The 26,679-nt window shown below is 41.4% G+C and carries 28 protein-coding genes; 25 read left to right on the top strand and 3 right to left on the bottom strand.

Features of this window, described 5'->3' with window-relative positions:
- Nucleotides 1-234 precede the first annotated feature (234 nt).
- From deoB to lysA, 13 genes are all read left to right on the top strand, one after another.
- A complete protein-coding gene (deoB, locus tag OSJ91_RS17950) occupies nucleotides 235-1,437 on the top strand; it encodes a phosphopentomutase (protein ID WP_350299405.1) in 1,203 nt (400 codons plus the stop codon).
- The gene (locus OSJ91_RS17945; protein WP_350299404.1) at nucleotides 1,438-2,250 is read left to right on the top strand and encodes a purine-nucleoside phosphorylase; all 813 of its coding nucleotides are present in this window, start codon (nucleotides 1,438-1,440) and stop codon (nucleotides 2,248-2,250) included.
- Between the two features lie 68 nt (nucleotides 2,251-2,318).
- Entirely contained in the window at nucleotides 2,319-3,623 is a 1,305-nt protein-coding gene (locus tag OSJ91_RS17940) for a pyrimidine-nucleoside phosphorylase (RefSeq protein WP_485890169.1), read from the top strand.
- Nucleotides 3,624-3,828: 205 nt separating this feature from the next.
- Nucleotides 3,829-4,995 carry a D-alanyl-D-alanine carboxypeptidase family protein gene (locus tag OSJ91_RS17935; RefSeq protein WP_485890168.1) on the top strand — a complete coding sequence of 389 codons (1,167 nt, stop codon included), beginning with the start codon at nucleotides 3,829-3,831 and terminating at the stop codon, nucleotides 4,993-4,995.
- A 131-nt stretch (nucleotides 4,996-5,126) separates the two neighbouring features.
- Nucleotides 5,127-5,477, top strand: coding sequence for an anti-sigma F factor antagonist (spoIIAA, locus tag OSJ91_RS17930; protein ID WP_034308142.1), 351 nt, complete (start codon nucleotides 5,127-5,129; stop codon nucleotides 5,475-5,477).
- A 1-nt stretch (nucleotide 5,478) separates the two neighbouring features.
- Nucleotides 5,479-5,919 (top strand): anti-sigma F factor, encoded by a 441-nt coding sequence (spoIIAB, locus tag OSJ91_RS17925; protein ID WP_053346844.1) that lies wholly within the window; start codon nucleotides 5,479-5,481, stop codon nucleotides 5,917-5,919.
- 13 nt (nucleotides 5,920-5,932) lie between these two features.
- Nucleotides 5,933-6,700: an RNA polymerase sporulation sigma factor SigF gene (sigF, locus tag OSJ91_RS17920; protein WP_137016104.1), complete on the top strand. Its 768-nt coding sequence runs from the start codon at nucleotides 5,933-5,935 to the stop codon at nucleotides 6,698-6,700.
- A gap of 291 nt (nucleotides 6,701-6,991) precedes the next feature.
- Nucleotides 6,992-8,281: an NCS2 family permease gene (locus OSJ91_RS17915; RefSeq protein WP_048680228.1), complete on the top strand. Its 1,290-nt coding sequence runs from the start codon at nucleotides 6,992-6,994 to the stop codon at nucleotides 8,279-8,281.
- A gap of 155 nt (nucleotides 8,282-8,436) precedes the next feature.
- Entirely contained in the window at nucleotides 8,437-9,057 is a 621-nt protein-coding gene (locus OSJ91_RS17910) for a stage V sporulation protein AA (RefSeq protein WP_241592409.1), read from the top strand.
- Nucleotides 9,047-9,469, top strand: coding sequence for a stage V sporulation protein AB (locus OSJ91_RS17905; protein WP_034308131.1), 423 nt, complete (start codon nucleotides 9,047-9,049; stop codon nucleotides 9,467-9,469). Before OSJ91_RS17910 ends, OSJ91_RS17905 begins: the two co-directional genes overlap by 11 nt.
- 43 nt (nucleotides 9,470-9,512) lie before the next feature.
- Nucleotides 9,513-10,118 (top strand): stage V sporulation protein SpoVABEA, encoded by a 606-nt coding sequence (gene spoVAEA / locus OSJ91_RS17900; protein WP_350299401.1) that lies wholly within the window; start codon nucleotides 9,513-9,515, stop codon nucleotides 10,116-10,118.
- Nucleotides 10,099-11,565, top strand: coding sequence for a spore germination protein (locus OSJ91_RS17895; RefSeq protein WP_434547797.1), 1,467 nt, complete (start codon nucleotides 10,099-10,101; stop codon nucleotides 11,563-11,565). Before spoVAEA ends, OSJ91_RS17895 begins: the two co-directional genes overlap by 20 nt.
- A 275-nt stretch (nucleotides 11,566-11,840) precedes the next feature.
- The gene (gene lysA, locus OSJ91_RS17890) at nucleotides 11,841-13,169 is read left to right on the top strand and encodes a diaminopimelate decarboxylase (protein ID WP_350299399.1); all 1,329 of its coding nucleotides are present in this window, start codon (nucleotides 11,841-11,843) and stop codon (nucleotides 13,167-13,169) included.
- Nucleotides 13,170-13,550: 381 nt separating this feature from the next.
- Here the strand turns inward: lysA and OSJ91_RS17885 are convergent, their stop codons facing one another.
- Nucleotides 13,551-14,420, bottom strand: coding sequence for a DUF1002 domain-containing protein (locus OSJ91_RS17885; protein WP_230176973.1), 870 nt, complete (start codon nucleotides 14,418-14,420; stop codon nucleotides 13,551-13,553).
- Nucleotides 14,421-15,001: 581 nt separating this feature from the next.
- Here OSJ91_RS17885 and OSJ91_RS17880 point away from each other — a divergent pair.
- Nucleotides 15,002-15,346 carry a GNAT family N-acetyltransferase gene (locus tag OSJ91_RS17880; protein WP_101222466.1) on the top strand — a complete coding sequence of 115 codons (345 nt, stop codon included), beginning with the start codon at nucleotides 15,002-15,004 and terminating at the stop codon, nucleotides 15,344-15,346.
- 28 nt (nucleotides 15,347-15,374) lie between these two features.
- Here the strand turns inward: OSJ91_RS17880 and OSJ91_RS17875 are convergent, their stop codons facing one another.
- Together OSJ91_RS17875 and OSJ91_RS17870 are read right to left on the bottom strand one after the other, a co-directional pair.
- A complete protein-coding gene (locus OSJ91_RS17875) occupies nucleotides 15,375-15,911 on the bottom strand; it encodes a DUF309 domain-containing protein (protein ID WP_350299398.1) in 537 nt (178 codons plus the stop codon).
- Between the two features lie 166 nt (nucleotides 15,912-16,077).
- On the bottom strand, nucleotides 16,078-16,170 hold the full coding sequence (locus OSJ91_RS17870; protein WP_283915101.1) for a YjcZ family sporulation protein: 93 nt from the start codon (nucleotides 16,168-16,170) through the stop codon (nucleotides 16,078-16,080).
- A 215-nt stretch (nucleotides 16,171-16,385) separates the two neighbouring features.
- On the opposite strand from OSJ91_RS17870, the gene OSJ91_RS17865 reads away from it, so the two are divergent.
- The 11 genes from OSJ91_RS17865 to rluB all read left to right on the top strand — a co-directional run bounded on the left by OSJ91_RS17865 (nucleotide 16,386) and on the right by rluB (nucleotide 26,673).
- Nucleotides 16,386-17,153, top strand: coding sequence for a segregation/condensation protein A (locus OSJ91_RS17865; RefSeq protein WP_101222464.1), 768 nt, complete (start codon nucleotides 16,386-16,388; stop codon nucleotides 17,151-17,153).
- Entirely contained in the window at nucleotides 17,140-17,721 is a 582-nt protein-coding gene (scpB, locus tag OSJ91_RS17860; RefSeq protein WP_076365560.1) for an SMC-Scp complex subunit ScpB, read from the top strand. Before OSJ91_RS17865 ends, scpB begins: the two co-directional genes overlap by 14 nt.
- A 55-nt stretch (nucleotides 17,722-17,776) precedes the next feature.
- Complete coding sequence (locus tag OSJ91_RS17855) at nucleotides 17,777-18,193, top strand: hypothetical protein (RefSeq protein ID WP_485890167.1); 417 nt, start codon at nucleotides 17,777-17,779, stop codon at nucleotides 18,191-18,193.
- A gap of 22 nt (nucleotides 18,194-18,215) precedes the next feature.
- Nucleotides 18,216-18,704, top strand: a complete 489-nt coding sequence (locus tag OSJ91_RS17850; RefSeq protein ID WP_137016092.1) for a YpuI family protein — start codon at nucleotides 18,216-18,218, stop codon at nucleotides 18,702-18,704.
- A 121-nt stretch (nucleotides 18,705-18,825) separates the two neighbouring features.
- The gene (locus OSJ91_RS17845) at nucleotides 18,826-19,701 is read left to right on the top strand and encodes a superoxide dismutase (protein ID WP_350299396.1); all 876 of its coding nucleotides are present in this window, start codon (nucleotides 18,826-18,828) and stop codon (nucleotides 19,699-19,701) included.
- Nucleotides 19,702-20,795: 1,094 nt separating this feature from the next.
- Entirely contained in the window at nucleotides 20,796-21,359 is a 564-nt protein-coding gene (gene ahpC / locus OSJ91_RS17840) for an alkyl hydroperoxide reductase subunit C (RefSeq protein WP_034308115.1), read from the top strand.
- Between the two features lie 180 nt (nucleotides 21,360-21,539).
- Nucleotides 21,540-23,186, top strand: coding sequence for an FAD-dependent oxidoreductase (locus OSJ91_RS17835; protein WP_485890166.1), 1,647 nt, complete (start codon nucleotides 21,540-21,542; stop codon nucleotides 23,184-23,186).
- A gap of 158 nt (nucleotides 23,187-23,344) precedes the next feature.
- Entirely contained in the window at nucleotides 23,345-24,505 is a 1,161-nt protein-coding gene (locus tag OSJ91_RS17830; RefSeq protein ID WP_350299394.1) for a D-alanyl-D-alanine carboxypeptidase family protein, read from the top strand.
- Nucleotides 24,498-25,091 carry a nucleoside recognition domain-containing protein gene (locus OSJ91_RS17825; RefSeq protein ID WP_101222457.1) on the top strand — a complete coding sequence of 198 codons (594 nt, stop codon included), beginning with the start codon at nucleotides 24,498-24,500 and terminating at the stop codon, nucleotides 25,089-25,091. The genes OSJ91_RS17830 and OSJ91_RS17825 overlap by 8 nt, the downstream gene beginning before the upstream one ends.
- Before the next feature lie 13 nt (nucleotides 25,092-25,104).
- Nucleotides 25,105-25,632: a spore maturation protein gene (locus OSJ91_RS17820; RefSeq protein ID WP_396020129.1), complete on the top strand. Its 528-nt coding sequence runs from the start codon at nucleotides 25,105-25,107 to the stop codon at nucleotides 25,630-25,632.
- Nucleotides 25,633-25,932: 300 nt separating this feature from the next.
- Complete coding sequence (gene rluB / locus OSJ91_RS17815; protein WP_034308106.1) at nucleotides 25,933-26,673, top strand: 23S rRNA pseudouridine(2605) synthase RluB; 741 nt, start codon at nucleotides 25,933-25,935, stop codon at nucleotides 26,671-26,673.
- The last annotated feature ends 6 nt before the right edge of the window (nucleotides 26,674-26,679 follow it).

The raw sequence follows: 26,679 nt of genomic DNA, 5'->3' as shown, positions 1-26,679 counted from the left end.
TTCAGTGTGGACTTGACTGGTAAAGGGCTGCTGATGATTCTAAAACACGCTCTAGTGGAACTTTGTTTTATTCCGAAATATATTATTTGTCTCCATCATGGTAATCGTTTACAATGTAGAGAGGTCAGACTTCTGACGTTCTCGCGGTTTCATTTAAAATGAAGAGTAACTGAGCAGAATAAGGGTATTATAGAGAGTATAAAAAGTGATTTACTATTTTAGGAGGAATGACTCATGAAAGGGAATTCAGCATTTAATCGAATATTTGTAATAGTTATGGATTCAGTTGGAATTGGCGAAGCACCTGATGCAGATTTATTCGGTGATAAAGGGGCGGATACACTCGGCCATATCGCAGAAAGAATGAATGGATTGAACATGCCGACTCTCGCAAAATTGGGTTTAGGCAATATCCGTGAAATCAAGGGGATTGAAAAAGCTCAGCAACCTCTCGCATACTATACGAAAATGAAGGAAGCCTCTACAGGAAAAGATACGATGACTGGACATTGGGAAATAATGGGGTTGAATATATCGACTCCGTTCCGTGTATTTCCAGATGGTTTCCCGGAATTATTAGTCAATGAACTCGAGGCGAAGATGGGTCGGGGAATTATTGGGAACGTCCCGGCAAGCGGCACGGAAATCATTGAGAGGCTTGGCGAGGAACATATGAAAACGGGTGCCCTGATTGTATATACATCGGCTGATTCCGTATTACAGATTGCTGCACATGAAGATATCGTCCCGATAGACGAATTGTACAAGATTTGTGAAATTGCCCGTGAAGTGACAATGGCTGATGAGTTCAAGGTTGGACGCGTTATTGCCAGACCGTTCACAGGTGAACCGGGCAACTTCAAAAGAACGCCTAACCGTCATGATTATGCGTTGAAGCCGTTTGACCGGACAGTAATGGATGAATTGAAAGATTCTGGATATGATGTTCTTGCAATCGGGAAGATCTCGGATATCTTTGATGGGGAAGGTGTCACTGAATCATTAAGGACCGTATCCAATATGGATGGAATGGATAAATTAATCCAAACGGTAGAACAGGATTTCAAAGGGTTAAGTTTCCTTAATCTAGTCGACTTCGATGCTTTATACGGTCACCGCCGCGATCCAGAGGGATACGGAAAGGCATTGGAAGAATTCGATGCTCGGATGCCTGAAGTCCTTGATAAACTGAAAGAGGATGATTTATTGATCATCACTGCCGATCACGGGAATGATCCGGTCCATGAAGGAACCGATCACACACGTGAATATGTACCATTATTAGTCTATTCCAAACGATTTACAGAAGGTGCCGAACTCCCGATAAGAGATACATTTGCTGATATTGGGGCGACGGTCGCTGCTAATTTTGATGTGAAAATGCCTGCCTTCGGAAAAAATATATTGGGCGATCTAAATTTAGGGGAGAATAAATAGATGTTTAATAAAATAGAGACTGCTGCGTCATTCATAAAAAGTAAAATTGAAGGCACTCCGGAAATAGGACTGATTCTTGGTTCCGGACTTGGAGTATTGGCGGATGAAATTGAAAATCCGATAACGATTCCTTACCACGAAATCCCGGAATTCCCGGTATCGACTGTTGAAGGACACGCTGGACAGCTTGTCATAGGACATTTAAGTGGCAAAAAAGTTGTAGCGATGCAAGGACGTTTCCACTTTTATGAGGGTTACTCCATGGAGAAGGTCACTTTTCCTGTACGTGTAATGAAACTTCTTGGTGTTGAGCAGTTAATCGTAACGAATGCTGCCGGAAGCGTTAATGAAAGCTATGAACCAGGTGACTTGATGCTCATTACGGATCATATTAATTTAATGGGGGCAAACCCATTGATTGGTCCTAATGAAGAGCGTTTCGGCCCTAGATTCCCTGATATGTCGGAAGCTTATAATAAAGACCTTCGGACACAAGCGAAAAAAATAGCAGCTTCACTAGGATTGGATATTAAAGAAGGTGTCTATATCGGGAATACAGGACCGACCTATGAGACACCGGCAGAAGTGAAAATGGCAAGGATCCTTGGCGGGGATGCAGTTGGTATGTCGACAGTTCCGGAAGTTATCGTAGCAAGGCATAGCGGAATGAGGGTGCTCGGAATCTCATGCCTTACCAATATGGCCGCGGGCATTCTGGATCAGCCTTTGTCGCATGAAGAGGTAATCGAAACGACTGAAAAAGTGAAAAGCAGTTTTCTTGAATTTGTTAAGCAAATTGTTAAAGACATATAAAACGGACCAAAAAAAATACAAGTACACCTAAAGAGAAGCGGTGTCCTTGAAAAAGTGGGGATTCTAATATGAGAATGGTAGATTTAATCGAGAAAAAGCGCGATGGAAAGGCTCTTACTACAGAAGAAATACAGTTCATCATCAAAGGGTTTACCGATGGATCGATTCCGGATTACCAAATGAGCGCTTGGTCAATGGCTGTTTATTTTAAAGGCATGAATGAGCAGGAACGTGCTGATCTAACCATGGCAATGGTCGAATCAGGAGATCAAATTGATTTATCGATGATTGAAGGAATTAAGGTCGATAAACATTCAACAGGCGGTGTTGGTGATACCACAACTCTAGTGCTTGGACCATTGGTTGCTGCTGTAGGTGTTCCAGTGGCAAAGATGTCAGGACGGGGTCTTGGCCATACAGGCGGAACGATCGATAAGTTGGAGTCTGTAAAAGGATTTCATGTCGAAATAGAAAATGACGAGTTCATCCGACTTGTCAATAAAAATAAGATAGCTGTCATTGGGCAAAGTGGTAACCTGACTCCCGCCGACAAAAAGCTATATGCATTGCGCGATGTTACGGGTACCGTTAACAGTATCGGTTTGATTGCTGGATCGATCATGAGTAAGAAAATCGCCGCTGGTGCTGATGCAATCGTACTTGATGTTAAAACGGGAGCGGGCGCTTTCATGAAAACTCTCGAAGATTCCGAAGAGTTGGCCCATGCAATGGTTAGCATTGGAAACAATGTGGGACGAAACACGATGGCTGTCATTTCCGATATGAGCCAACCGTTGGGTTACGCAATCGGAAATGCTCTAGAAGTGAAGGAAGCCATCGATACGCTTAAAGGAGAGGGACCGGAAGATTTAACGGAACTTTCTTTAACACTAGGAAGCCATATGGTATACCTTGCCAAAAAGGCAAGTTCGCTGGAAGAAGCAAGAACCTTGCTGGAAAATGCGATAAAGGATGGTTCTGCACTTAACTCATTCAAGATTTTCTTGGAAGCGCAGGGAGGCGACGGTTCGGTTGTAGATCAGCCGGAAAAACTGCCGCAGGCTGCTCATACTTTCGAGCTGGAAGCGAAAGAGGACGGATATGTATCGGAAATCATCGCTGATGAAGTAGGAACGGCAGCCATGTTGTTAGGTGCCGGGCGGGCGACTAAGGAATCAGAGATTGATTTGGCAGTCGGACTGGTACTTCGTAAAAAAATCGGGGAAACCGTGGCAAAAGGTGAATCCCTTGTGACGATTTACAGCAACTTCGAAGATGTTTCAAAGGTAAAAGAAAAATTGTATGAAAGCATTGCGATTTCAAAAGAGAAAGTAGAAAAACCTACTTTGATCTATAAAGAGATCATGGAATAAATATTTTCCAAAAGGGCCGCGCTTTTAAGCGGCCTTTTTACGTTTATTTCATTGAATGTTTAAAAGAGGATGCCCATGCGCATCCTCTTTTAATTTGGTTCACTTTGTTACCCTATATCCAGTATATGTTCAAAATTCATCTTTATTTGTATAAAAATGGGTTTAATGGAAAAAATAAATTCTATAAAGATTGGAGGGTATGGAGATGAAGCGGATTCTTTCTCTATTTTTAACCGTATTGGTAGCAATGGGTTTTAGCATCCCACATACAAAAGCAGCTGAGGAAAAAGGAGTCGAATTGGCGGCAAATGCTAAATCGGCTATTTTGATTGAACGGGATACAGGTACTGTTCTCTATGATAAAAATGCAGACGTTCGTCTTTCGCCGGCAAGCATGACGAAAATCATGACAATGCTGCTGATCATGGAAGCGATTGATAAAGGCGAACTTACCATGAAGGAGAAAATAAGGACTAGTGAGTATGCAGCATCGATGGGCGGTTCCCAGATCTTCCTCGAGCCAGGTGAAGAAATGACCACAGAACAAATGCTCAAGGGCATCTCGATTGGTTCGGCGAATGATGCATCGGTGGCGATGGCTGAACGTCTAGCTGGATCGGAAGAAGAGTTTGTCAGGAAAATGAACAAAAGGGCGAAAGACCTCGGGTTGAAAAATACAAAGTTCCAAAACGCAACAGGCCTTCCTGTTAAAGATCATTACAGTTCGGCAAATGATATGTCGATCATGGCGAAGGAATTATTGAAATACGATACGATTACAAGGTTCACGGGTACATATGAAGATTATCTCCGTGAAAATACCGAAAAGAAATTCTGGCTTGTCAACACGAACAGATTGGTGAAATTTTACCCTGGGGTCGATGGACTGAAGACAGGATTCACAAATGAAGCGAAGTATTGTTTGACAGCGACCGCCAAAAAAGGGAATATGCGTGTCATTGCCGTCGTTTTCGGAGCCGTTTCCCCTAAGGAACGAAACGCTCAGGTCACCAAGATGTTAGATTATGCATTTTCACAATATATCACATACCCTATTTATAAACGAGGCGAGGTGTTAGGTGAAGCAAAGGTAAGTAAAGGAGACAAGAAATCGGTCGTGGGTGTGACAAGTGAACCTATTTCAGTTTTGACAGCCAAAAACGGAACGGCAAAGGACTTTACAAAAAAAATCACGCTTGATAAAGATTTGGATGCCCCGATTAAAAAAGGTGATGAAATTGGTACGCTTGAATTGAAGAAAAACGGCAAGGTGTATGTCGAATCTCCGATTGTTGCGAAGGAAACTGTTGAAAATGCCAGCTGGTGGCAATTGTATAAACGGGCTTTCGGCATGTTTACCCAAGCGAAATAGAATAAATTGTCGCAATGCCTGTTAATCGTACTAATTTAGGCGAATCTCCACTAGTTTTGCTAGTAAGGAGGAATCGGCAGGTGAAAAAGAGAATTTGACTCTTTATAAGACAGTGAAGGAGGCTGTATATAATGAGTCTTACGATTAATATGGAGGCGAAAAATCGTGTATTGTGCATTCGTCTCAAAGGTGATTTAGATCATCATACAGCAGAAAAATTGAAAAACCAGGCAGAGGCAGCCATTCAAAAGCATAATATCAAACATATCATTCTCAACATGGAAGAATTGGATTTTATGGACAGTTCAGGGCTCGGAGTTATTTTAGGGCGCTATAAGCAGGTGAATAAAAAGCAAGGTGAAATGGTGGTCTGTGCAATTTCTCCAGCAGTAAAGCGGTTATTTGAGATGTCAGGGTTGTTTAAAATTGTTAAAATGGAACTATCCGAAAAAAACGCTTTGCAAAGACTGGGGGTTGCCTAAAATGAAAAATAAAATGGAAACGAAATTTTCTGCACTTAGCCAAAATGAATCTTTTGCCAGGGTAACTGTTGCGGCTTTCATTGCCCAATTGGACCCGACGATGGATGAATTGACAGAGATCAAGACTGTCGTGTCAGAAGCCGTTACGAATTCGATTATCCATGGGTATGAGAGTGACCCGGAAGGTTGGGTATACATTTCAGTTATCATCGAAGGCGATACTGTGGAATTGACCATCCGGGATGAAGGACTGGGCATTGAAGACGTCGAGGAGGCTAAACAGCCGTTATTTACGACAAAACCCGAACTTGAACGTTCCGGTATGGGATTCACCATCATGGAAAACTTCATGGATGAAATCAATATTATTTCCCATAAGGGCGAAGGCACGATCATTCGATTAAAAAAGCACTTAACTACAAGCAGAGCTTTGTGCAATTAAGGGAGACTTGCATATGGATGTGGAGGTTAAAAACGAGAAGAGCAAGAAAGGCCAGCCCCATTTAAAAGATGAGGAATTGCGGAATTTAATCCAACGCAGCCAGAGCGGTGACCAAGATGCGAGAAATCTGATTGTCAACAGCAATCTGAGGCTTGTATGGTCAGTAGTGCAAAGATTCCTCAATCGAGGTTACGAACCGGATGACCTTTATCAAATAGGCTGTATTGGTCTGTTAAAGTCCGTGGATAAATTTGACTTATCGTTTGAAGTGAAATTCTCAACGTATGCTGTGCCTATGATCATTGGTGAAATCCAACGTTTTATCCGTGATGACGGAACGGTTAAAGTAAGCCGGTCATTAAAGGAAATGGCGAATAAAATTCGCCGGGCCAAAGAGGAGCTTTCAAAGACGTACGGCCGTGTTCCGACTGTCAATGAATTGGCGGAACATCTAGAGTTGTCGCCAGAGGAAATTATCATGGCCCAAGAAGCTAGCAGGAGCCCTTCATCCATCCATGAAACGGTTTACGAAAATGATGGAGATCCGATTACTCTTCTTGACCAGATTGCCGACAATAATGAAACCTCCTGGTTCGATCAAATCGCTTTGAAAGAAGCCATACAAGAATTGAATGAACGTGAAAGGCTGATTGTTTTCCTGAGGTATTATAAAGATCAGACGCAATCGGAAGTGGCGGCAAGGCTTGGTATCTCCCAAGTCCAGGTGTCAAGGCTGGAAAAGAAGATTCTTCAGCAAATGAAAAACCACATGAATCAATGATTCATGTGGTTTTTCATTGAGCTTGAAAATAAATGATTGATTTTAGGAAAAAGTAAAAGAGGTTCTTATCAAGTAGAATGAAAATATGAGCGGGGTCGAATTTTTTAGTTGAATTTAGGATTAAAAACGAATATTATAGTAAAGGTCGCGTTTTTCATTCGTTTTTTTAGCTTTCTTTTAATCAATAATGATTAGGGAAAACGTTGATGCAGTACAATATTAGGACACCTTGTCTTTTCGTGCAAACGGTTGTCGGTGTTTCCTTTAGATCTGGAGGTCTAAAATATGTTTATGGAAAAGTTTTTCTCCCTGAAAGAAAATGGGACGGATGTCCGTACAGAAGTCATGGCGGGTGTTACGACATTTTTGACTATGGTTTATATCCTAATCGTGAATCCGGCTTTATTGTCTTCAATCGGAATACCATTTGAACAAGTTTTCATGGCAACGGTCATATCAGCGGTGATTGGTACCCTTATCATGGGACTCGTTGCAAAATACCCGATTGCGATAGCACCAGGGATGGGTTTGAATGCGTATTTTGCCAGCGTAGTGGGGGCACAGGGCCTTTCATACCAGACCGTATTCGGTACGGTTTTCATTGCTGGTTTGCTATTTTTGCTAATTAGCGTGACAAGCTTGCGTAAAATGATAATTGATGCGATTCCTAACTCATTAAAATATGGCATTACATCAGGAATTGGTTTATTCATTGCGTTTATCGGATTAAAAAATGCTGGAATCGTAGTTCCTAATGAATCAACGATGGTGACACTTGGCGATTTGCATCAGCCTGGAACCGTTTTAGCATTAGCAGGCTTATTCATTACCTTGATTTTTATGGCCCGTAATATTAAAGGGGCAATTTTCATTGGTATGATCGTTACGGCAATCATTGGCTACTTTATCGGTTTGCTCAACTTCGATGGGGTCTTATCTGTACCTCCAACACCGGTATTTTTCGATATCGATATTGCCGGGGTCTTCACGAATTCTTTATATTCGATTGTTTTCGCCTTTTTACTTGTGACGATTTTTGATACGACAGGAACCTTGATTGGCGTGACGGAACAGGCAGGACTAACGAAGGATGGGAAAATCCCCCGTGCCAAGAAAGCCTTTTTAGGTGATGCGATTGCGACGACAGTCGGCTCGATGTTTGGTACAAGCCCTTCGACTGCCTATGTTGAATCAAGTACGGGAGTGGCCGCTGGCGGACGTACGGGATTAACCGCTACAGTCGTGGCAATCTTGTTTGCTGCATCGATTTTCTTTTCTCCATTGATATCGGCAATTTCTTCAGTTCAAGCAATCACAGCTCCTGTTTTGATCATCGTGGGATGTTTCATGATGGAAGGGCTGGCTAAAGTCAATTGGAAAATTTTCGATGAGGCATTTCCGGCATTTGCGATCATTTTAACGATGCCGCTTACTTCAAGTATATCTACAGGGATTGCAATCGGGTTCATTACTTATCCCCTTATGAAGGTATTCAGTGGAAAAGGAAAATCCGTACATCCGCTCATTTATATTTTTGGATTGATATTTTTGGTTCAGCTGATTTTCTTCCCCACTCATTAAAGTATGAATCTAAATCAAAAAGACATGCTGTCATTGCAGCGTGTCTTTTTTTGTTTTCAAATTAGTAATATTTGGACATGGTTCACTTCCTGCATTTTCAAACTGTTTCCAATCCATACTACTAGCATAAGGAAATAAAAGGTCGGGATGTGATGATAGTGGCAGTTGTATATATCAGGATGAGGAACCGTGTACAAGTAAAGGGAAATCAAACGGTGAGGATAAAAGATATTGCAAGGATAATCGGACCTGAAGAAGTGATTGCCTTAATTGAAGAAATCATATTATTAACGGTCAAGAAGGAAGATAGGAATATTATTGTCATTGATTTGGCTCAAGTTATCATGGCCATCCGCAAGGTGGATCCGACTATTGAAGTGGAGACATTCGGGCCCTCCCAAACGATCATCGAAATCATCCTCTCGAAAAAGAAAATGTCATACCTGACATTCGCCTTAGTTTGGTTTTTGTTATTTGTCGGCGGCGGAATGACGATCATGAATTTTCATGTGGATGTCAGCATGGGGGAAGTGCATCAAAAAATCTTTACTATAATAACGGGAAAAGTGGAAGATAAGCCGTTATTGATCCAAATCCCATATAGCTTCGGCCTTGGTATGGGCATGATTTTATTTTTTAATCACTTCTTTAAAAAACGCTTCAATGAGGAACCTAGTCCGCTCGAGGTTGAAATGTTCAACTATCAGCAGGATTTGGACCGTTATGTAATCATGAATGAAAATAAGGAGAACGTGCGCCACCTTGATGACCGGTAAAATCATCTTCGGAATCTTTGTCGGTTTAGCCGGGGGTTTTGCGACAGGTGCCGGTTTTGTAGCGTTTTTAACTGTACTTGGGGTGATTCCGAGGCTGACTCAGCTGACAAAAACAATGAAAATGATACATTACTACGAAGGAGCCATCATAGCCGGGGTTGTCGCAGGAACATGGTTAGGATTACAGGAAACGGAACTTTCCCTCCCGCATTTTTTATTAATTCCGATCGGTTTGGCTGACGGGATATTTAATGGGATGCTCGCTGCTGCCTTAACTGAAGTCCTGAATGTATTTCCGGTTCTTTCAAAACGAATCGGAATTCAAGAGAAGATCATTTATCTGTTGATGGCACTCGTATTGGGAAAAATAGCCGGATCATTATTCCAATGGATTTATTTTGTTGATTTATAAGTTTATGAGGTAACTATTCCTGATGATGAAAGGTAGGCCCAAGATGGTGACCAAACGAAAAGTGATATTGATTACGGATGGAGATGAGTATGCGAAACGGGCTGTCGAGCATGTAGCCAAGGAAATTGGGGGAAGATGTATCTCCATGTCCCAAGGTAATCCATCACGATATACGGGCTTGGAGTTAGTTGAATTAATAAAAAAGGCGAAGTATGATCCTGTATTGGTCATGTTTGATGATAGCGGTTTTATAGGAGAAGGATCAGGTGAACAGGCAATGAAGGTAGTTGCCGGACACCCTGATATTAATGTCCTTGGCGTAATAGCGGTCGCTTCAAGGACTAGAAGGGAAGAATGGACCAAGGTGGATATCTGTATTGACCGTGATGGTAATTTGACACCGAACGGGGTTGATAAATACGGCGCCGAGGAATTTGAACTGGGCAAGATAACAGGAGATACGGTGTATTGCATCGATCAATTACATGTTCCCATCGTAGTGGGGATAGGAGATATAGGGAAAATGTCCCATCAGGACGATTTTAAAAGAGGAGCACCGATAACGAAGCTAGCGGTGGAAATCATATTGGAAAGGAGTGGTCATAATGACTTCAGAAAAACCTCAAAACATGATGCCGATTCCGAGTAGGGTAGCGGAAGTTGACGCGTACATGGAAGAGAAAGTAGGTCTAGGCGTCAGCTTCGACTTAGGAGTAAGAAAGATAAAGGTCTATAGAAAAGATGTGCATATTTACTATATAAACGGGCTGACGGATACAGAGTACATCATCGATATCCTCGATTCTCTTATTCATAACAAAAATGCCGATATCGTGTCTACTAAAGTTTTTGATGTAGTCAAAGACTTGCTCGTACACCAATCCGTTCAGGAAATAAAGACGATGGATGAGCTTGTTGATCAGGTATTATCCGGTTTAATAGTCGTTGTTGTTGATGGTAAACCAATAGGATTGGTTGTGGATGTCAGGAGTTATCCCGGGAGACAGCCAGTAGAACCCGATACGGAAAAAGTCGTCCGTGGATCAAGGGATGGTTTTGTCGAGAATATCATCATTAACACAGCGATAACCAGACGGAGAATCCGGGATGAAAGATTACGTTTCGAAATGCTGCATGTAGGGGAACGATCGAAATCGGATATATCCATCGGCTACATTAAAGATATTGCCGATCCCGATTTAATAGAAATCGTTCGTAAGGAATTGAATAGTATTGAGGTTGATGGCATAACGATGTCTGATAAAACGATCGAAGAGTTCATCGTCAATCAAAAGTATAATCCATACCCGCTTGTCAGATACACGGAACGGGCTGATGTGGCGGCAACGCATTTGCTTGAGGGGCATGTCCTTATTTATGTGGATACTTCACCGAGTGTCATCATTACCCCGTCCACTCTTTTCCATCACATGCAACACGCTGAGGAGTATCGACAGGCACCTGCCGTGGGAACCTTGGTGCGCTGGGTCCGGTTTCTCGGGATTTTCGTTTCGTTATTCTTGCTGCCGATTTGGTTATTGTTTTGTTTAGAGCCTTCCCTCCTGCCGGAAAAGTTCGAGTATATCGGACCGAATGAAAAAACGCATATACCCATTGTAGTCCAAATCTTCATATCCGATATTGGGATAGAATTTCTAAGGATGGCAGCCGTTCATACTCCGACCCCGCTTTCTACGGCGATGGGCTTGGTTGCGGCAGTTTTGATAGGGCAGATAGCGATAGATGTTGGCCTCTTTGTTCCTGAAGTGGTTCTCTACGCTTCAGTTGCTACAATCGGTACATTTGTCACTCCAAGTTTAGAACTAGGGGTTGCGAATAAAATTTCCCGTTTGGCCCTGCTAGTTTTGGTCGCTTTATTTAAAGTGCCTGGCCTAGTCATAGGCATCACGCTATACATTATCATGCTTACTAGCATAAAAACGTTAAATACACCTTATTTATGGCCGCTTCTACCGTTTCAGCCGAAAGCCTTGTCACATATAATATTTAGAAGACCTTATCCAGGTTCTATAGAACGTCCGAGTATTGTACATCCCCAGGATTTATATAGGCAGCCGAGAAAATCTAAAGGTTGATGTTGTCGAAAAGTTGTGGTAATTTAATTTTATTCGGATAAAGCGGTAAAGTTAAGCTTCACAAAGAGATAAAGCTACTATGACTCTTTGGAGTTTAAACCAATCTGTCTTTCCCTTCGAACTACTAAGCAGTCATAGAGAACATTATTTACATGGGATAATCGATTCGGATGAGGCTTGTTCATATAGAGAACCTTTTACAGCAGGGTTTCTTTATTTGAGGCTGCCTCATTTCTTATTAATCTTTAGTTTTAAGTCAGGAAGGTGAGGCTATCATGCATTTGTACGGAACCGGTGGTGTCAATGAACGTGGACATCTGGAGATTGGCGGAGTGGACACGATCGAATTGATCGAACAATTTGGCACACCATTATATGTTTATGATGTAGAGCTAATTCGCGAACGGGCAAGAGGGTTTAAGAGAACTTTTGAGGAATTGGGAATTTCAGCTCAAGTTGCTTACGCAAGTAAGGCTTTTTCTTCGATTGCCATGATCCAGTTGGCTGAGCAAGAAGGACTTTCTCTCGATGTTGTCTCAGCGGGGGAATTGTATACGGCAATTAAGGCAAATTTCCCAACAGAACGGATTCACTTTCATGGAAATAACAAAAGTGAAGAAGAGCTACATATGGCTTTGGATTATGACATTGGCTGTATAGTAGTCGATAATTTTTCAGAGTTGACACTGTTGGAAGAAATTTGTACAAACCGTGAACAAAAGGTGAAAATCCTTCTTCGTGTAACGCCAGGTATTGAAGCCCATACGCATGATTATATTTTGACAGGGCAAGAAGATTCGAAATTTGGTTTTGATCTTATTAACGGCCAGGCCGAAGCAGCCCTTAGGCAAGCGTTGAAAAGTGGATTCCTGGAAGTTCTGGGGCTGCACTGCCATATAGGTTCGCAGATCTTTCAAACGACAGGTTTCCTTCTCGCGGCCCAAAAAATTATTGGCAAGCTGAATGATTGGCACGATTCTGTAGGGTTTCAACCAAAGGTATTGAATCTCGGAGGGGGATTCGGGATTCGATATACACAAGAGGACGACCCGCTACCGGCGTCTCAATACGTTGAGGAAATCGTTAGGGAAGTGCAGGACCTGATTGCTGATTCCGATTTAGTGATGCCTGAAATCTGGATCGAACCTGGCCGTTCTTTAGTCGGAGACGCCGGTGTGACGTTATACAAGGTCGGTTCTGAAAAGGAAGTTCCTAATGTCCGTAAATATATTGCCGTTGATGGGGGCATGAGTGATAATATACGTCCAGCTCTTTATGAGGCGAAGTATGATGCAATTCTGGCAAACCGGCCGCTTGACCCTGTAGAAGAGACAGTGTCCATTGCCGGGAAATGCTGTGAAAGCGGAGATATGCTGATTTGGGATTTACCATTGCCAAAAGCCGGCCGCGGTGATGTTTTGGCGGTATTTTGTACAGGGGCATATGGATATTCCATGTCGAATAATTACAATCGGATTCCGAGACCGGCAGTCGTCTTTGCCGAAAATGGAGAAGCCCGGTTGGTCATCAAACGCGAGACGTACGAAGATCTTATCCATTTGGATTTGGCCCTTCATGAAGCGGCAGTCGTCAATAAAGAATAGAAAAAAGGATGGCATTGGCCATCCTTTCAGTTTGTAAATAAAAGGGCTTGGAAAACGTAACTTTGCTCAAATGTTGTTCCCGAACCAAATAAGCCAAAGCAATACCTTCAAGACCTCAGGAATTGTTTCTATCTAAATTTTATATCAAAGTTGATTGGAACGGAAGGGACGAGACTCCTGCGGGGAAAGCGCGTCAAAGGGAGACCCCGCAGGCGCAATAGCGCCGAGGAGGCTCCCGGACCGCCCGCGGAAAGCGAGTGCCTGTAGTGGAAATCAACGGTCAAATTGTACTGTTATAAAAAAACTGTGGGCAAACTCGATTTTCATCGAGTTTACCTACATTCTGAAAGGGATGGCATTGGCCATCCCTTTTTATTGGATTCAGCTGAAAAGTGACTTGATCGCGTCTATTAAACTACTGAAGACTTCTTTCAATTTATCCAGAAATGATTGACCCTCTTCGGATTCAAGAAAATTGGAAAGCTTATCTTTAGCTGCAGTAAGCTGATCACCGACAGCGTTCCAATCAATATCCAATTCTTTTAGCTTATTGAATAAATCAATTAAACTTTGGACTTGAGCATCATTTAAGGTGATTCCAAGGTCTTTTGCTGAAGACTCGACCACCTCGCGGACCTCCTCAGTATTGGCTGGTGGATTTGCAGCCATTTCCTCTTTGATTTTCGTAACGAGTGCAGAGGCTTCTTCTGTACCGATTTCGTCACCCAATTTTGCTGTTTTCACCATTTCTTCATTCGCTGCCTGTTTCACATCTTCAGGAATCTTCTTGTCGGCAGAAATTTCGTAGGCTTTAATGACCCCTGTCAAAGCCGCTGTACCGGAGACTGGTATTGGCGCGGTGACATAAACTGTAGCATCCTTTACTCCAGCAGTTGCCAGTGCATTGATATACATTTCATCGGAAACCCAATTAATGTTTTTCGACTCCAATTTAAGTCCGGTCCCTTTTTCCTCCAAAGTAATCGCAGAAGATGAAATCGCTTTTGTACCGATCAGACGGCTAGCAATATAGTCACCTAAGTATTCATGTTCCTCCGCATTTGTAACCGTCAGCACCTCAACATCATTAGGTGCTTTCATTTCTGATAAAATCATATTTTTTTGTTCATTCGTCAAATTCTCACCAAGTGTGACGATCATTTCACCAACAGCTGCATCTGCAAAAGCCTTATATGGCAATAATAGGCATAATAAAATGGTTACAATGACCCATTTATTCATTTTTTTCATGATAATCCTCCTTAACTTTTCCTGCTGAATTGGGAATCTTTCAATAAAAGGGCGGCACTTTAAATCAGATTCATAGTATTTGACGAAACAAAGGATAAAAAAGATACATATTTTCCTGAAAAAAATTTATATAGCCTAAGATAGCTACGTTTTTTAAACGAAAAAGTTTGGTGTATCTTTGTCTTTTATACCTAAGAGGGCATTCTATGAACCTAGATCACTTTACCAATGTAGTAAAATCGAAGCAAGATTGCAAGGATATTTGTCAGATTGTGTTAAGTTATAGTAGAATGAATTCGTTATTTAAATATTTGGACCATTCATAAAGGGAGTATGGGATGAGGAAAAGTAATAAGACTCTTTTACTTATGATGCTTATTATCGCTTTGATGTGGGGAATCGTATACTGGCTGTTTATCGCTTAGCACATAGCACATCGATAAATCAAGTGCTGAAAGTGATGTTGAAACGAACGAGGTTTTTATGTATGATGTAAATGTTATATGTGAGGATTATTATTCAAAGCAAATTAATTGGAAACAGGAAGATAATAAAAACGTTATTTAGTAACGAGGGATATTATGTTGATTAAGTATAAGAAAAGTTATGAGAAGTTTGCCATGGGATTATTATCTTTCATGCCAAATGAAAAAGAGATAAAAACGCTTCGGAATACGATGAAGAATTATGAAACGGATGAAAATCTACAGCTGTTCTTATGGAAAGATGAAGAGATTACGGGCTTGATCGGGATAGAAGTCTCTCCAAACCACATTGAGATACAACATATATCTGTAAATCCATCCTTCCGGAAGCAAGGTATCGGTAAAACGATGGTCAGGGCCATCAAGGAGCAATATCCTGACAAAGAATTAAAAGCAAATGAGTTTACCGAAAGCTTTCTTGACAGATGTGAAGAATTCTGAATATGAAAGCTGGAAAGGAGGACCACCTTTAAGGGCGGTCCTCCTTTCTTGTTTTTCGAAGGGATAGTTGCCGAGCCCTTTCAGAAATGACATCCGAACGGTCACGCATTAGATGCTTATCGACTATGGAAGAATTAGCCATGTCGCTGTCTGCACCCCATTTGTACCCTTCTTGCAAACACATCGTCTGGCATATTTCGATCAAGCCTTGATCCGCAATCGGCAGATTAATGCTTTCATATGGCTTTTGAGATAACATTCGCTCATGGGTGTCCTCGAGCAATTTGAACAGTCGTTCTGGATCGAGTCCCAACTCCAGGAGCTCGGCCTTTTTATGGTGGAGATTTGACAGGGCTTTAGACAGGGTCCTTGCAGCCCCTTTTTTGTTTCCCCTGCGATCATGATACAGGGCAACCGCAATTTGAATGAGCCCGACCCAATGAGAGTCACGCTCTTTTGGTGCGGTTTCTTTCCAATATTCTTCAAGAATTTCATGACATTCGAAGTAATCCCTAGTCCCATGGAAATGGACAAGGAAAGAAAGGTAGTCTTCCGCGTAATTCAATAGGAGCACCCCTTTTGTTTTATGGAATTATCTAAGGTAAGGCAAAAAACATTTTCTTATAGCCTAACACCCGCTATGTATACTCACCAAGTTTAGCATAGAATTTTTTCTTGGAAAATAAAGAAAGCCGATTGCAAGGCAATCAGCTTGATTCGTCAGTCTTCAATTAACACCAAGAAGCACCGACGATAACTAATAAAATGAACAATACTACAATAAACGCGAATCCGCCGCCGTTTCCAAAACCACCTGAACCCATAATGAGTACCTCCTTTGTTCTGCTATTCTTACATTTCTAGGTTATGTTGGATTTCGTAATGTGATTGGGCAACGACCCATTTGTCGGAAATCCCTAATAAAAACTTTTCTAGGGACAGTAAATTATTATTTGGATAAAGGGCGGCAATCCACTATACTTGATTAGTAAAAGAAATAGGCCTTTTTTGGCCAATTAGATTTAAATGAGGTAATTTAATGGGTTATAATATAAAAATTGACGCTTTCGAAGGTCCGATGGATTTACTCCTGCATTTGATTAATCGCCTGGAAATAGACATCTACGATATTCCGATGGCTGATATTACAGATCAATACCTAGGGTACATCCATACAATGCAGCATCTGGAATTGGATGTGGCCAGCGAATATCTGGTGATGGCTGCAACACTGCTTGCCATCAAGAGTAAAATGTTGCTTCCAAAGCATGAAGATGAACAATTGATTGATGAAGATGGGGAAATATTTGAGGAAGATCCACGGGACGAGCTTGTGGAAAAACTATTAGAATATAAAAAGTATAAATATGCAGCCGAAGAATTTAAAGGGATGGAAGAAGAACGCAGCTTGCTGTTCACTAAACCCCCAAGTGATTTATCTGTTTATGTTAAAGAAGCGGAAAGTGATAAACAAGAGTTGAATATAAGTCTATATGATATGTTGGGTGCTCTGCAAAAACTGCTGCGAAGGCAAAAAATTCAAAAGCCGCTATACACGAAAGTAACGAAACAAGAGATATCGATAGAGAAACGAATGGATGAAATCATGATTGAGTTACAATCAATAAAAGGGAAGAAAAGTTTTTTTGAACTGTTTTCGCTCCCGGTTAAGGAGCATATCGTCATCACTTTCATGGCGGTGCTGGAACTGATGAAACTAAATGAAATCATCGTTGAACAGGAAGATAATTTTTCGGAAATCATGATTGCTGCTAAGGAAGGTGTAGAACCAGTTGGAAGTTATTAATTGGAAAGGGATTCTTGAGGCATTATTGTTTGCTGCCGGAGATGAAGGGCTCTCCGTCAAACAAATTGCCTCTGTCCTGGAAATTACGGAATATCAAGCAACGGACATCGTTGAAAGTTTGAAGGAAGAATATATATCCGATGTACGTGGGATTCAGGTTATCGAAATAGCGGGTGTTTATCAAATGACGACAAAGAAAGAGCACTCGGATTACTTGAAAAGGCTAGTGGAAACATCAAGCACTCAAGGCTTGTCCCAGGCGGCCTTGGAAACACTCGCAATCATTGCCTATAAGCAGCCGATTACCAGAGCGGAAATTGATGAAATTCGCGGAGTGAAAACGGAACGCCCCATTCATACACTTGTCACTAAAGTCTTAATAAAAGAGGTCGGACGTGCTGAAGGCTCCGGCCGGGCTTATTTATATGGGACAACAAAAGAGTTTTTGGATTACTTCGGCCTGAATTCCATAGATGAATTACCGCCTCTCGCCGATAATTCGGATGATAGCTTTGAAAATGGTGAAGCCGATCTGTTTTTTGAAAAATTTCAGCAAACAATCGAATAACATTTTTCTTTAAATTGTGATAATATAGAAAAAAATGAATGCGGGGGGATTGCTGGTGCAAATTGTAGCATGCAATGGATTTGGGCTTGAAAAGTCAAAGTCAAATTCACCTGAGGACTTCTTTAATCGATCCGTTATACAATACATAAAGGATGGAGAAGAAAAGACGCTGAATGTACTGTATCTTCGCTATTTTGATGAGATGGTCACTCGTTGGACCCCATATCCCTCCAATCCCATATTCAAAAGCCCTAACAGGGATATTTATATGGCTGATATCATTGCCATGGTCTGTCTACTCAAGGACCCGAGCCTGGTTAACCGAAAACGTATATATATAAATGCAGAAAAAGAGCTGGCTGGTTATTTCGAAAATATAGATTTTGAAAAATTGGAGAAAGTGTTTATATCTATTGACCAAGCTAAACCATATGATATAGAATCACATGTTGACTATTATTTTCAATCTTAATCATTTTGAGGAGGGTTCACGGTTGGGGAATACATTGGTAAAATCTCAGCTTGAGGATGTAAAAGGCTTTTTAGAAACGACAGTGGCTCAGCTAGAGGAATTTATAAATGAGACGACCTATTCTAAGCTGCAAGAAGAAAAAAGCGGGGATGAAACCTATTATAAAGGGATCCTTTCCAGTTTAAGAAGAATGCTTGTAAGTTGTGAAGAGGGCTTGGAGGCTTGCCAAATCGTTCTGAAAAATGATGTTTTCAATAAAGCCGCAGCTGAAAAGACGCTTTATAGAATTTATCATCAATGTATCGAAGAATACTTTTCCCCAAAATCAGATCGGTGGTTTGAGGACAGCAGATCTGCCTATACAGGGAAAAACTCGATTAAATTTCACCAAAGTGTACCTGACAGCATAATATCCATTCTGAAGGCCGTGGAAAGTGGATTCCAGACCATGCGTGAAGAATTGGAGTTTTATGAAACGGATTACCGGACGAAAATGTTACAGTCAAGATAATGAAACAGCTAGGCTTAATAGGCCTTGCTGTTTTTTTTATCTATAAATGGAATCTCCGCTTATTCGAAACATAAAATACTTTGATGATTTATGTGCATAAAGGCTAAGAGGAGGTTGCAAGATGTCTGATGAAAGAGATTATGCTAAAGAGGTAAGTGATTGGGTTGATGGAGTGATGGAATACCTTGAGAAGATCGATATCACCGATTCGCCAGTGCTGTCAAATATTGAACGGCTTTCCGAGATGACAAAAGATATGGATGAGGAAGAAATGGATTATGAGGATATGGTCCTGATTGAAGAAGAGATGGCTCGGGTCTACGAGGAAATTGAAGAGCTCGCTAGGGAATTCAATATACAGGAAAGGCAATCGGTACCGATTGGGAAGCATACGCTACCGCCGTTACCTTATGCCTATGATGCGTTGGAGCCGACGATTTCGAGGGAAATCATGTATCTGCACCATGATAAGCATCATCAAGCATATGTCGATGGTCTGAATAAAGCGGAATTGATGATGAAAAAAGCGAGGGAAACGAAAGATTTTTCCTTGTTGAAACATTGGGAAAAGGAAGCAGCCTTTCATGGGTCAGGCCATTATCTCCATACGCTGTTCTGGGAAGAGATGATTCCGGGAGGGGGCGGACAGCCAAGGGGGGATTTACTTAACCAGATTGAGAAGGATTTTGGAAGCTTTGCCGCTTTTAAAAGTCATTTTAGTGAAGCTGCCAAACAAGTAGAAGGTGTTGGTTGGGCAATTTTAGTCTGGGTTCCGCGTGCGCGGCGACTAGAAATACTTCAATCGGAATTGCATATGGTTTTGACCCAGTGGGATACAATCCCAATCCTTGTTCTTGATGTATGGGAACATGCTTATTACCTGCAATATAAAAATAATCGGGCAGCCTATGTGGACAAATGGTGGGACGTTGTAAACTGGCCGAAAACAGCCGTAAGGTTCACCGAAGCGAAAAAGCTTATTTGGAAAAAGCAATAACAGATAAAATATAGTAAAGTTTTTGGAGAAACAAATACAAATACATGAGCTGTAAAGGTACGTTCCAGACTGTAGACAAACTCGATGAATACTCAGTTTGCCTGCAGTTTTTTATTTGAAAAGTTCAGTAGATTTCAGAAATCAGCTCCCTTTCCGCCGACTGTCTGCCAAGCCAAATCAAAGTAAGCACCTTTGGTGTCTCGGGTAGCCGGATTTTCGGCAGTAGTGTCGCAAGTTTCTCAATTCAATGAAGGTTACAGTAAAAAAAGGCTCTTTTCGTAAAGATCGTTGTTTTTAAAACGAAACTATTTAAGGTTGATTGGAGCGGAAGTGCGAGACTCCTGCGGGAGCAGCGGGACAGGTGAGACCCCACAGGCGTTTACGCCGAGGAGGCTCACCGCCCGCCCCGCGGAAAGCGAGCATCTGGAGGGGAAATCAACCACACCGCACTACTTAGTAAATAGCAACAAAGTATGCGAAAACAGCTTAAAAAAAACATAAAGACCAGAGCGCTTTATTCGACCCGCAGCACTGTCTTGGGACGTTAACGCAGTTTATCGACCTAAACCACACTTTATTCAACCTACCCAGCACAGTATTCGACCGTTGAGGCACTATATTCGACCGTTCACAAATTTTTTTCGACCTTCACCTTACTATTCGGAATCCGAACAACATTTTGCCGTCAAACTGACACGAGCCGTAAAGGTTCGTTTTTTTTTGCCTGAAATTTTGTATCAAGAATTTTTTAGGGAAATTATGGCAAGGATATGAAGGAGAACCTGCTAATTTAATTTTAAAGCGACTTATGATTCTCATTTGGAAAATATAATTAGATTGAAAGGGAGATGATATCATCTCACGAAATAATGAGCATATGTCTTATTTAAATCCTTGAAATAACATTGGAAATGTGTTAATAATGCTAATTTGAAGTACTATGGGTTTTTAAAAATAATTAATTTATATCAATATAAAAACTGTGACCAATTTGTGAACTTAAAAATTATTAAGGTATATTTATTGACTAGTTTCTATTTAATAATTATTATAAATAGGAGCAGATAAAAAAATAGCTATTGGAGGAATTTATTATGTCATTGATCAATAAACAAGTTGAAGATTTTAAAGTACAAGCTTACCATGCAGGAGAGTTCAAAGAAGTAACACTTGAAGATGTTAAAGGAAAATGGGCAGTATTCTTTTTCTACCCAGCTGACTTCTCTTTCGTATGTCCAACTGAATTAGCTGATCTTCAAGATAACTATGAAACATTCAAGGAAATCGGTTGTGAAGTTTACTCAGTTTCAACAGATACTCATTTCAGCCACAAAGGATGGGCTGATGCTACTGATACAATCGGTAAAATCCAATATCCAATGCTAGCTGACCCAGCAAACGTTTTATCCCGTCAATTCGGTGTATTGATTGAAGAAGATGGTTTGGCTCTTCGTGGAACTTTCATCGTAAATCCAGAAGGACAAATTAAAGCATACGAAGTCAATGATTTAGGAATTGGCCGTAATGCAGAAGAACTTGTAAGAAAAGTTCAAGCTGCACAATTCGTAGCGGAACATGGAGATAAAGTTTGCCCTGCAAAATGGACTCCAGGTGAAGATACTCTTGAACCAAGCCTAGACCTTGTAGGTAAACTTTAATTTTTAATATGGGAGGGTCCATTTCTACAGGTAATGGACATACCCAGCATTGATTACGATTACTGGACAAATCGTCCGACATGATCTAATGACAAAAGGCACTTACCTAAAATAAGTGCCTTTTGTTTTTCAAAATAATCAGTTTAGCACGTTATAATCATTCAGCAAGGAGCACAAAAGATGAAAAAAATATATGATTTATTAATTATTGGTGGCGGTCCTGCAGGCCTCTCAGCCGGTGTTTATGCAGGAAGAGCTAAGTTAAAAACAATAATCCTAGAAAAAGGAACTGGCGGCGGACAAGCTGCAACTACGTCGGAAATAGCCAATTATCCTGGTATCCGTCATATATCGGGCCCTAGGTTAGTTGAAGAAATGAAGCTTCAAAACGAAGATTTTGGCGTTGAGTTCGCCAAAGCCGATGTAACGGGCGTGGATTTCTCCGGTGAGGTGAAAGTCGTAAAAACCCTTGGCGGGGACTACCATGCACGCGCCGTCATCATTGCAACGGGTGCTTCTCCAAGGACACTAGGATTTCCAGGTGAAGAGGAATTTACCGGCCGCGGTGTAGCTTATTGTTCAACATGTGATGGTGAATTCTTTGAAGGATTGGAAGTTTTCGTTATCGGGGCAGGATATGCAGCTGCTGAAGAAGCTATTTTCCTGACACGCTTTGCAACAAAAGTTACAATCATCGCCCGGGAATCAAGCTTCTCGTGTGCCCCGTCCATTGTTGATAAAGTAATGGCAAATGATAAGATTGAAGTGAAATTCAATACTGAAATCCTTGGGGTATATGGAGACGGGATGATTCAAAGTGCCCGTTTCATCAATAATGCGACTAAAGAAGAATTTGAATATAAGGCGAAGGAAGAAGACAGTACGTTTGGCGTATTCGTTTTCATAGGTTACGAGCCGAAAACAGAGATTTTCAATGGCCATATCGAAATGGATGATGCTGGTTACATTTTAACCGATGATGATATGAAGACTAATGTGAAGGGTGTTTATGCCGCGGGCGATCTAAGGCCAAAATCCTTGCGCCAGATTATCACAGCTGTATCGGACGGAGCGATTGCAGCAACGGATGCCGGTAAATATATTGCAGAAGAAAAAGATCGCCTGGGAATCAAAGATGAACCTGAAGTTGAGAAACCGGCGAAAAAAGAACAGGCAGCAGTCCCGGCAGGCAAAAGCGCTTTATTGAGTGATGCGTTACGTGGCCAATTAAAGGGAATCTTCGGCAAGATGGAGAGTGACGTTACATTAGTGTCCATCGTCGATGAAAGTTTGCCAAAATCAGTTGAATTGCGAGACTTCTTGTTGGATGTTGCGGAATTAGGAGATAAGCTTCATCTTGAGTTATACAACAAAGGGGAAAATGTGGAAATTGAAGAAAAAATCAATGCAGATAAGTTCCCTGTCGTTTCCCTCTTAAATTCGAATGGTGAATACAGTGGCGTCAAATACCACGGTGTACCTGGCGGCCATGAGTTGAATTCCTTCATTTTGGCTATCTATAACCTGGCCGGACCTGGTCAAGCATTGGATTCAGCCGTATTGAATTCAATCAAGGGTATCAGTAAAAAAGCGAACATTAAGGTTATGGTTTCATTGGCATGTCACTACTGTCCTGACGTTGTAGTGGGAGCTCAGCGCATAGCGATTGAAAACCCTAACGTTGAAGCTGAAATGGTCGATATAAGCAATTTCCAGGAAATCAAGAAGAAATATAAAGTCATGAGCGTGCCGGCCATGATTATCAATGATGAAGAAGTGGTATTCGGAGCTAAGAAAATTGATGAAATTGCTGCATTATTAGTATGATAGAACACTAAATCGATAGGGGCCCCCTATCGATTTTTTTTATGGGAAATCACTGAGAAAATCGGTAGATAACATGAAGGGTTACATTCTTTTATTCATAACCCTTGTCCCTTTGCATAAACTTGTACAAAAACAAGTAAAGAGACGAGGGGGCACTCATGCGTTTTCCATATAAAGGGTTATCAAGTTTGTGTATCGTCATTCTCCTGTTGTCTTTTATGGCTCCTGTACAAAGCGCCAAAGCAAATGTATCCGTAAGTGCCCATAGTGCGATTTTAATGGATGAGGATAGCGGAAGGGTCATTTATGAAGTGAATGCCCATGAAAAGAACCGTATTGCAAGCATTACGAAAATAATGACGGCTATCTTGGCTATTGAATCGGGACAAATGGATGAAACGGTGAAGGTAAGCAGCAATGCCTTCGGGACGGAGGGCTCTTCACTTTATTTAAAAGTAGGAGAAAAAATTAAGCTCGAAGATTTGGTTTATGGTTTGATGCTTCGTTCAGGTAATGATGCAGCAGTCGCAATCAGCGAAAAGGTTGGCGGAAGCCTGGATGGATTCGTCTGGATGATGAATCAAAAAGCTGAAGAAATCGGTATGAAAAATACCCATTTTTCAAACCCACATGGTTTGGATAATACGAAGAACCATTATTCAACCGCATATGATATGGCCATACTCACTCGTTATGCCATGCAAAATAAAACGTATGCAAAGATTGCCGGCACAAAGGAACACAGAGCACCTAATTCCACTGAACAATGGGATTATGTATGGAAGAACAAAAACCGTTTGCTTACACAACTATATGAGTATTGCACAGGAGGGAAAACAGGGTATACCAAACTAGCAAAACGTACTTTGGTCACGACGGCAACAAAAAACGAACATGACCTGATTGCTGTGACATTGAATGGTCCGGATGATTGGAATGATCATATTCAAATGTACGAATCCGCCTTTAAGGATTATAAGCCGACAGAAATTTTACCCGAAGGCATGGTAAAAAATATGGAAAATGAAATATATAAAGGGCATGTCTACATTAAAAATGATTTTTCGTACCCACTGACAAAAGAAGAGAGAGAATTGGTCAATGTGAAAATGAAATTGCTGAAGCCTCAGAAGGCTTGGAAAGATAAAAGGAAAATCCCGGAAGTGGTCGGCAGAGCATCCATCTATCTCGATGGAAAGAAAATAGGCACTCGTTCGATTTTTTATGGGGAAGCAAAAGAAAGCTTCAAGCAACAATCATTCCAATCTTCTTGGGCTGAGGTATTTGAAGCGGTATTGGGAATCGGACGAAATGGTTAATTACATTTGGTTCGGGATGTTTGTGATCGGTATTGTCTTTGGCATGGTTAATGGGACGATGGAACAGGTGAATGAAGCTCTTTTTGTCAGCGCAAAGGAAGCGGTCACCCTTTGTCTGGGATTGATGAGCATACTTGTTTTTTGGCTCGGTCTGATGAAAATAGCGGAGGAATCGGGGCTGTTAGATAAACTATCCAACTTGTTCAAGCCATTCATGAGATGGCTGTTCCCTGAAGTTCCTCCTAATCATCCCGCTATGGGGTATATACTTTCCAATATGATGGCAAACACATTCGGATTGGGGAATGCAGCTACGCCTCTTGGTATAAAAGCCATGGAACAGCTAAAGAAACTAAATGGAGGAAAAGCAACGGTCAGCCGCTCGATGGTCACTTTTTTAGCAATCAATACCTCAAGCGTAACGTTAATTCCAACTACTGTCATTGCGATCCGCATGAATTACGATGCCCACTCCCCGACGGACATCGTTTTTCCGACCATAATAGCAACGGCCATTTCTGCCGTTGGAGGAATCGCGATAGATCGATATTTTTATTACAGGAGAAAGAGGAACGGGAGGGAATAAGATGTTGCACTGGATGACCACCATTTCAATTTGGATGATACCGATTTTGATTCTCTGTATATTACTCTACGGCACATTGAAAAGAGTTCCCACCTATGAGACCTTCGTTGAGGGGGGGAAAGAAGGAATCAGCATGTCCTTTTCCCTCATCCCTTTCCTGGTAGGGATGCTTGTGGCGATTTCAGTATTTAGGGCATCAGGGGCGTTGGATTTCATTGTACAATCACTGCACCCCTTGCTTTCCTTTCTTCATTTTCCGTCTGAGGTTTTACCCCTTGCGATTATTAGACCAATATCCGGAACAGCCGCTTTAGGAATCACCAGCGACCTGATATCGGTTTATGGACCGGATTCCTTTGTTGGGCGTTTGGCTGCCACGATTCAGGGAAGTACAGATACCACCTTCTATGTATTGACCGTTTATTTTGGAGCCGTCGGAATCAAAAAAATGGGTGATGCCCTTAAGGTCGGCCTTTTGGCAGACTTGATCGGAATCATAGCTGCCGTTATTGTCGTCACATTGGTTTTCGGTATGAATTAAAGGTAGGGAAATGGGCGATTCCATTTCTTTTTTTTTGTCTTTTTCTTAAAATTAGCCTCCATTAATAAGGTACATTCAAACCTTCATCAAAAGAAACATTTTTTTGTATGGAAAAATAAGCTATGTTACACTCATTATGGAAACCAGCCCATTTAACAGTCCCATTATTGGTGTAATAATAAAAGAAAAGCTCTTAATCGCGAAAAACCTTTTGTTTTTGCCTCTCAATATGTAATAATTGTATGATTGTGTATGTATAGACAATAACAAACGAATGATTATATTATGGGGTGAAGATAGATGGAACGATTACAAAAGGTGATAGCACATGCTGGACTGGCTTCCCGCCGTAAAGCAGAAGAGTTGATTTTAGAAGGTAAGGTAAAAGTGAACGGCAAAGTAGTGAAGGAATTAGGTGTGAAGGTGGGGCCTAATGATAAGGTTGAGGTTAATGAAGTCCCGCTTGAAAAAGAAGCCCCGGTTTATTTCCTATTCTATAAACCGCGCGGCGTCATTTCGGCAGTTTCTGATGATAAGAACAGAAAAGTCGTAACGGACTTTTTCCCTTACATCAATGAACGGATTTATCCAGTTGGCCGCTTGGATTACGATACTTCGGGCTTATTGATTTTAACGAATGACGGAGAATTTGCAAACACGTTAATGCATCCGAAGCATGAAGTGGATAAAGTGTATGTGGCAAAAGTGAAAGGAATGCCTTTGCGTGAAAGCTTGAAAAAGCTGGATAAAGGTATCAAGTTGGAGGATGGCAAGACTGCTCCAGCCAAGACAAGGGTATTGTCTACCGACAAGAAAAAGGAAACAGCCATCGTTGAAATCACAATACATGAAGGCAGGAACAGGCAAGTCCGCCGGATGTTCGAAGCAATTGGCCATCCCGTCATTAAATTGAAGAGGGAACAATATGGTTTCTTGACCTTGGACGGTTTAACAGCAGGAGATTCCCGGGAGCTGACTCCACATGAAGTTAAATTAATGCGGACATTAGCAACGACCGAGCCTAAACAGCGCAGAATGTAGATAAGA

Source organism: Bacillus sp. T-10(2022), assembly GCF_056502895.1.
The sequence above is the reverse complement of the archived record's forward strand: the minus strand, read 5'-3'. Positions and strand labels throughout refer to the sequence as shown.

Bases quoted from the DNA above. Each gene is read 5' to 3' on its own strand.
- deoB (WP_350299405.1), top strand. From the start codon at position 235: ATGAAAGGGAATTCAGCATTTAATCGAATATTTGTAATAGTTATGGAT.
- OSJ91_RS17945 (WP_350299404.1), top strand. From the start codon at position 1,438: ATGTTTAATAAAATAGAGACTGCTGCGTCATTCATAAAAAGTAAAATT.
- OSJ91_RS17940 (WP_485890169.1), top strand. From the start codon at position 2,319: ATGAGAATGGTAGATTTAATCGAGAAAAAGCGCGATGGAAAGGCTCTT.
- OSJ91_RS17935 (WP_485890168.1), top strand. From the start codon at position 3,829: ATGAAGCGGATTCTTTCTCTATTTTTAACCGTATTGGTAGCAATGGGT.
- spoIIAA (WP_034308142.1), top strand. From the start codon at position 5,127: ATGAGTCTTACGATTAATATGGAGGCGAAAAATCGTGTATTGTGCATT.
- spoIIAB (WP_053346844.1), top strand. From the start codon at position 5,479: ATGAAAAATAAAATGGAAACGAAATTTTCTGCACTTAGCCAAAATGAA.
- sigF (WP_137016104.1), top strand. From the start codon at position 5,933: ATGGATGTGGAGGTTAAAAACGAGAAGAGCAAGAAAGGCCAGCCCCAT.
- OSJ91_RS17915 (WP_048680228.1), top strand. From the start codon at position 6,992: ATGGAAAAGTTTTTCTCCCTGAAAGAAAATGGGACGGATGTCCGTACA.
- OSJ91_RS17905 (WP_034308131.1), top strand. From the start codon at position 9,047: ATGACCGGTAAAATCATCTTCGGAATCTTTGTCGGTTTAGCCGGGGGT.
- spoVAEA (WP_350299401.1), top strand. From the start codon at position 9,513: ATGGTGACCAAACGAAAAGTGATATTGATTACGGATGGAGATGAGTAT.
- OSJ91_RS17895 (WP_434547797.1), top strand. From the start codon at position 10,099: ATGATGCCGATTCCGAGTAGGGTAGCGGAAGTTGACGCGTACATGGAA.
- lysA (WP_350299399.1), top strand. From the start codon at position 11,841: ATGCATTTGTACGGAACCGGTGGTGTCAATGAACGTGGACATCTGGAG.
- OSJ91_RS17885 (WP_230176973.1), bottom strand. From the start codon at position 14,420: ATGAAAAAAATGAATAAATGGGTCATTGTAACCATTTTATTATGCCTA.
- OSJ91_RS17880 (WP_101222466.1), top strand. From the start codon at position 15,002: ATGTTGATTAAGTATAAGAAAAGTTATGAGAAGTTTGCCATGGGATTA.
- OSJ91_RS17870 (WP_283915101.1), bottom strand. From the start codon at position 16,170: ATGGGTTCAGGTGGTTTTGGAAACGGCGGCGGATTCGCGTTTATTGTA.
- OSJ91_RS17865 (WP_101222464.1), top strand. From the start codon at position 16,386: ATGGGTTATAATATAAAAATTGACGCTTTCGAAGGTCCGATGGATTTA.
- OSJ91_RS17845 (WP_350299396.1), top strand. From the start codon at position 18,826: ATGTCTGATGAAAGAGATTATGCTAAAGAGGTAAGTGATTGGGTTGAT.
- ahpC (WP_034308115.1), top strand. From the start codon at position 20,796: ATGTCATTGATCAATAAACAAGTTGAAGATTTTAAAGTACAAGCTTAC.
- OSJ91_RS17835 (WP_485890166.1), top strand. From the start codon at position 21,540: ATGAAAAAAATATATGATTTATTAATTATTGGTGGCGGTCCTGCAGGC.
- OSJ91_RS17830 (WP_350299394.1), top strand. From the start codon at position 23,345: ATGCGTTTTCCATATAAAGGGTTATCAAGTTTGTGTATCGTCATTCTC.
- OSJ91_RS17825 (WP_101222457.1), top strand. From the start codon at position 24,498: ATGGTTAATTACATTTGGTTCGGGATGTTTGTGATCGGTATTGTCTTT.
- OSJ91_RS17820 (WP_396020129.1), top strand. From the start codon at position 25,105: ATGACCACCATTTCAATTTGGATGATACCGATTTTGATTCTCTGTATA.
- rluB (WP_034308106.1), top strand. From the start codon at position 25,933: ATGGAACGATTACAAAAGGTGATAGCACATGCTGGACTGGCTTCCCGC.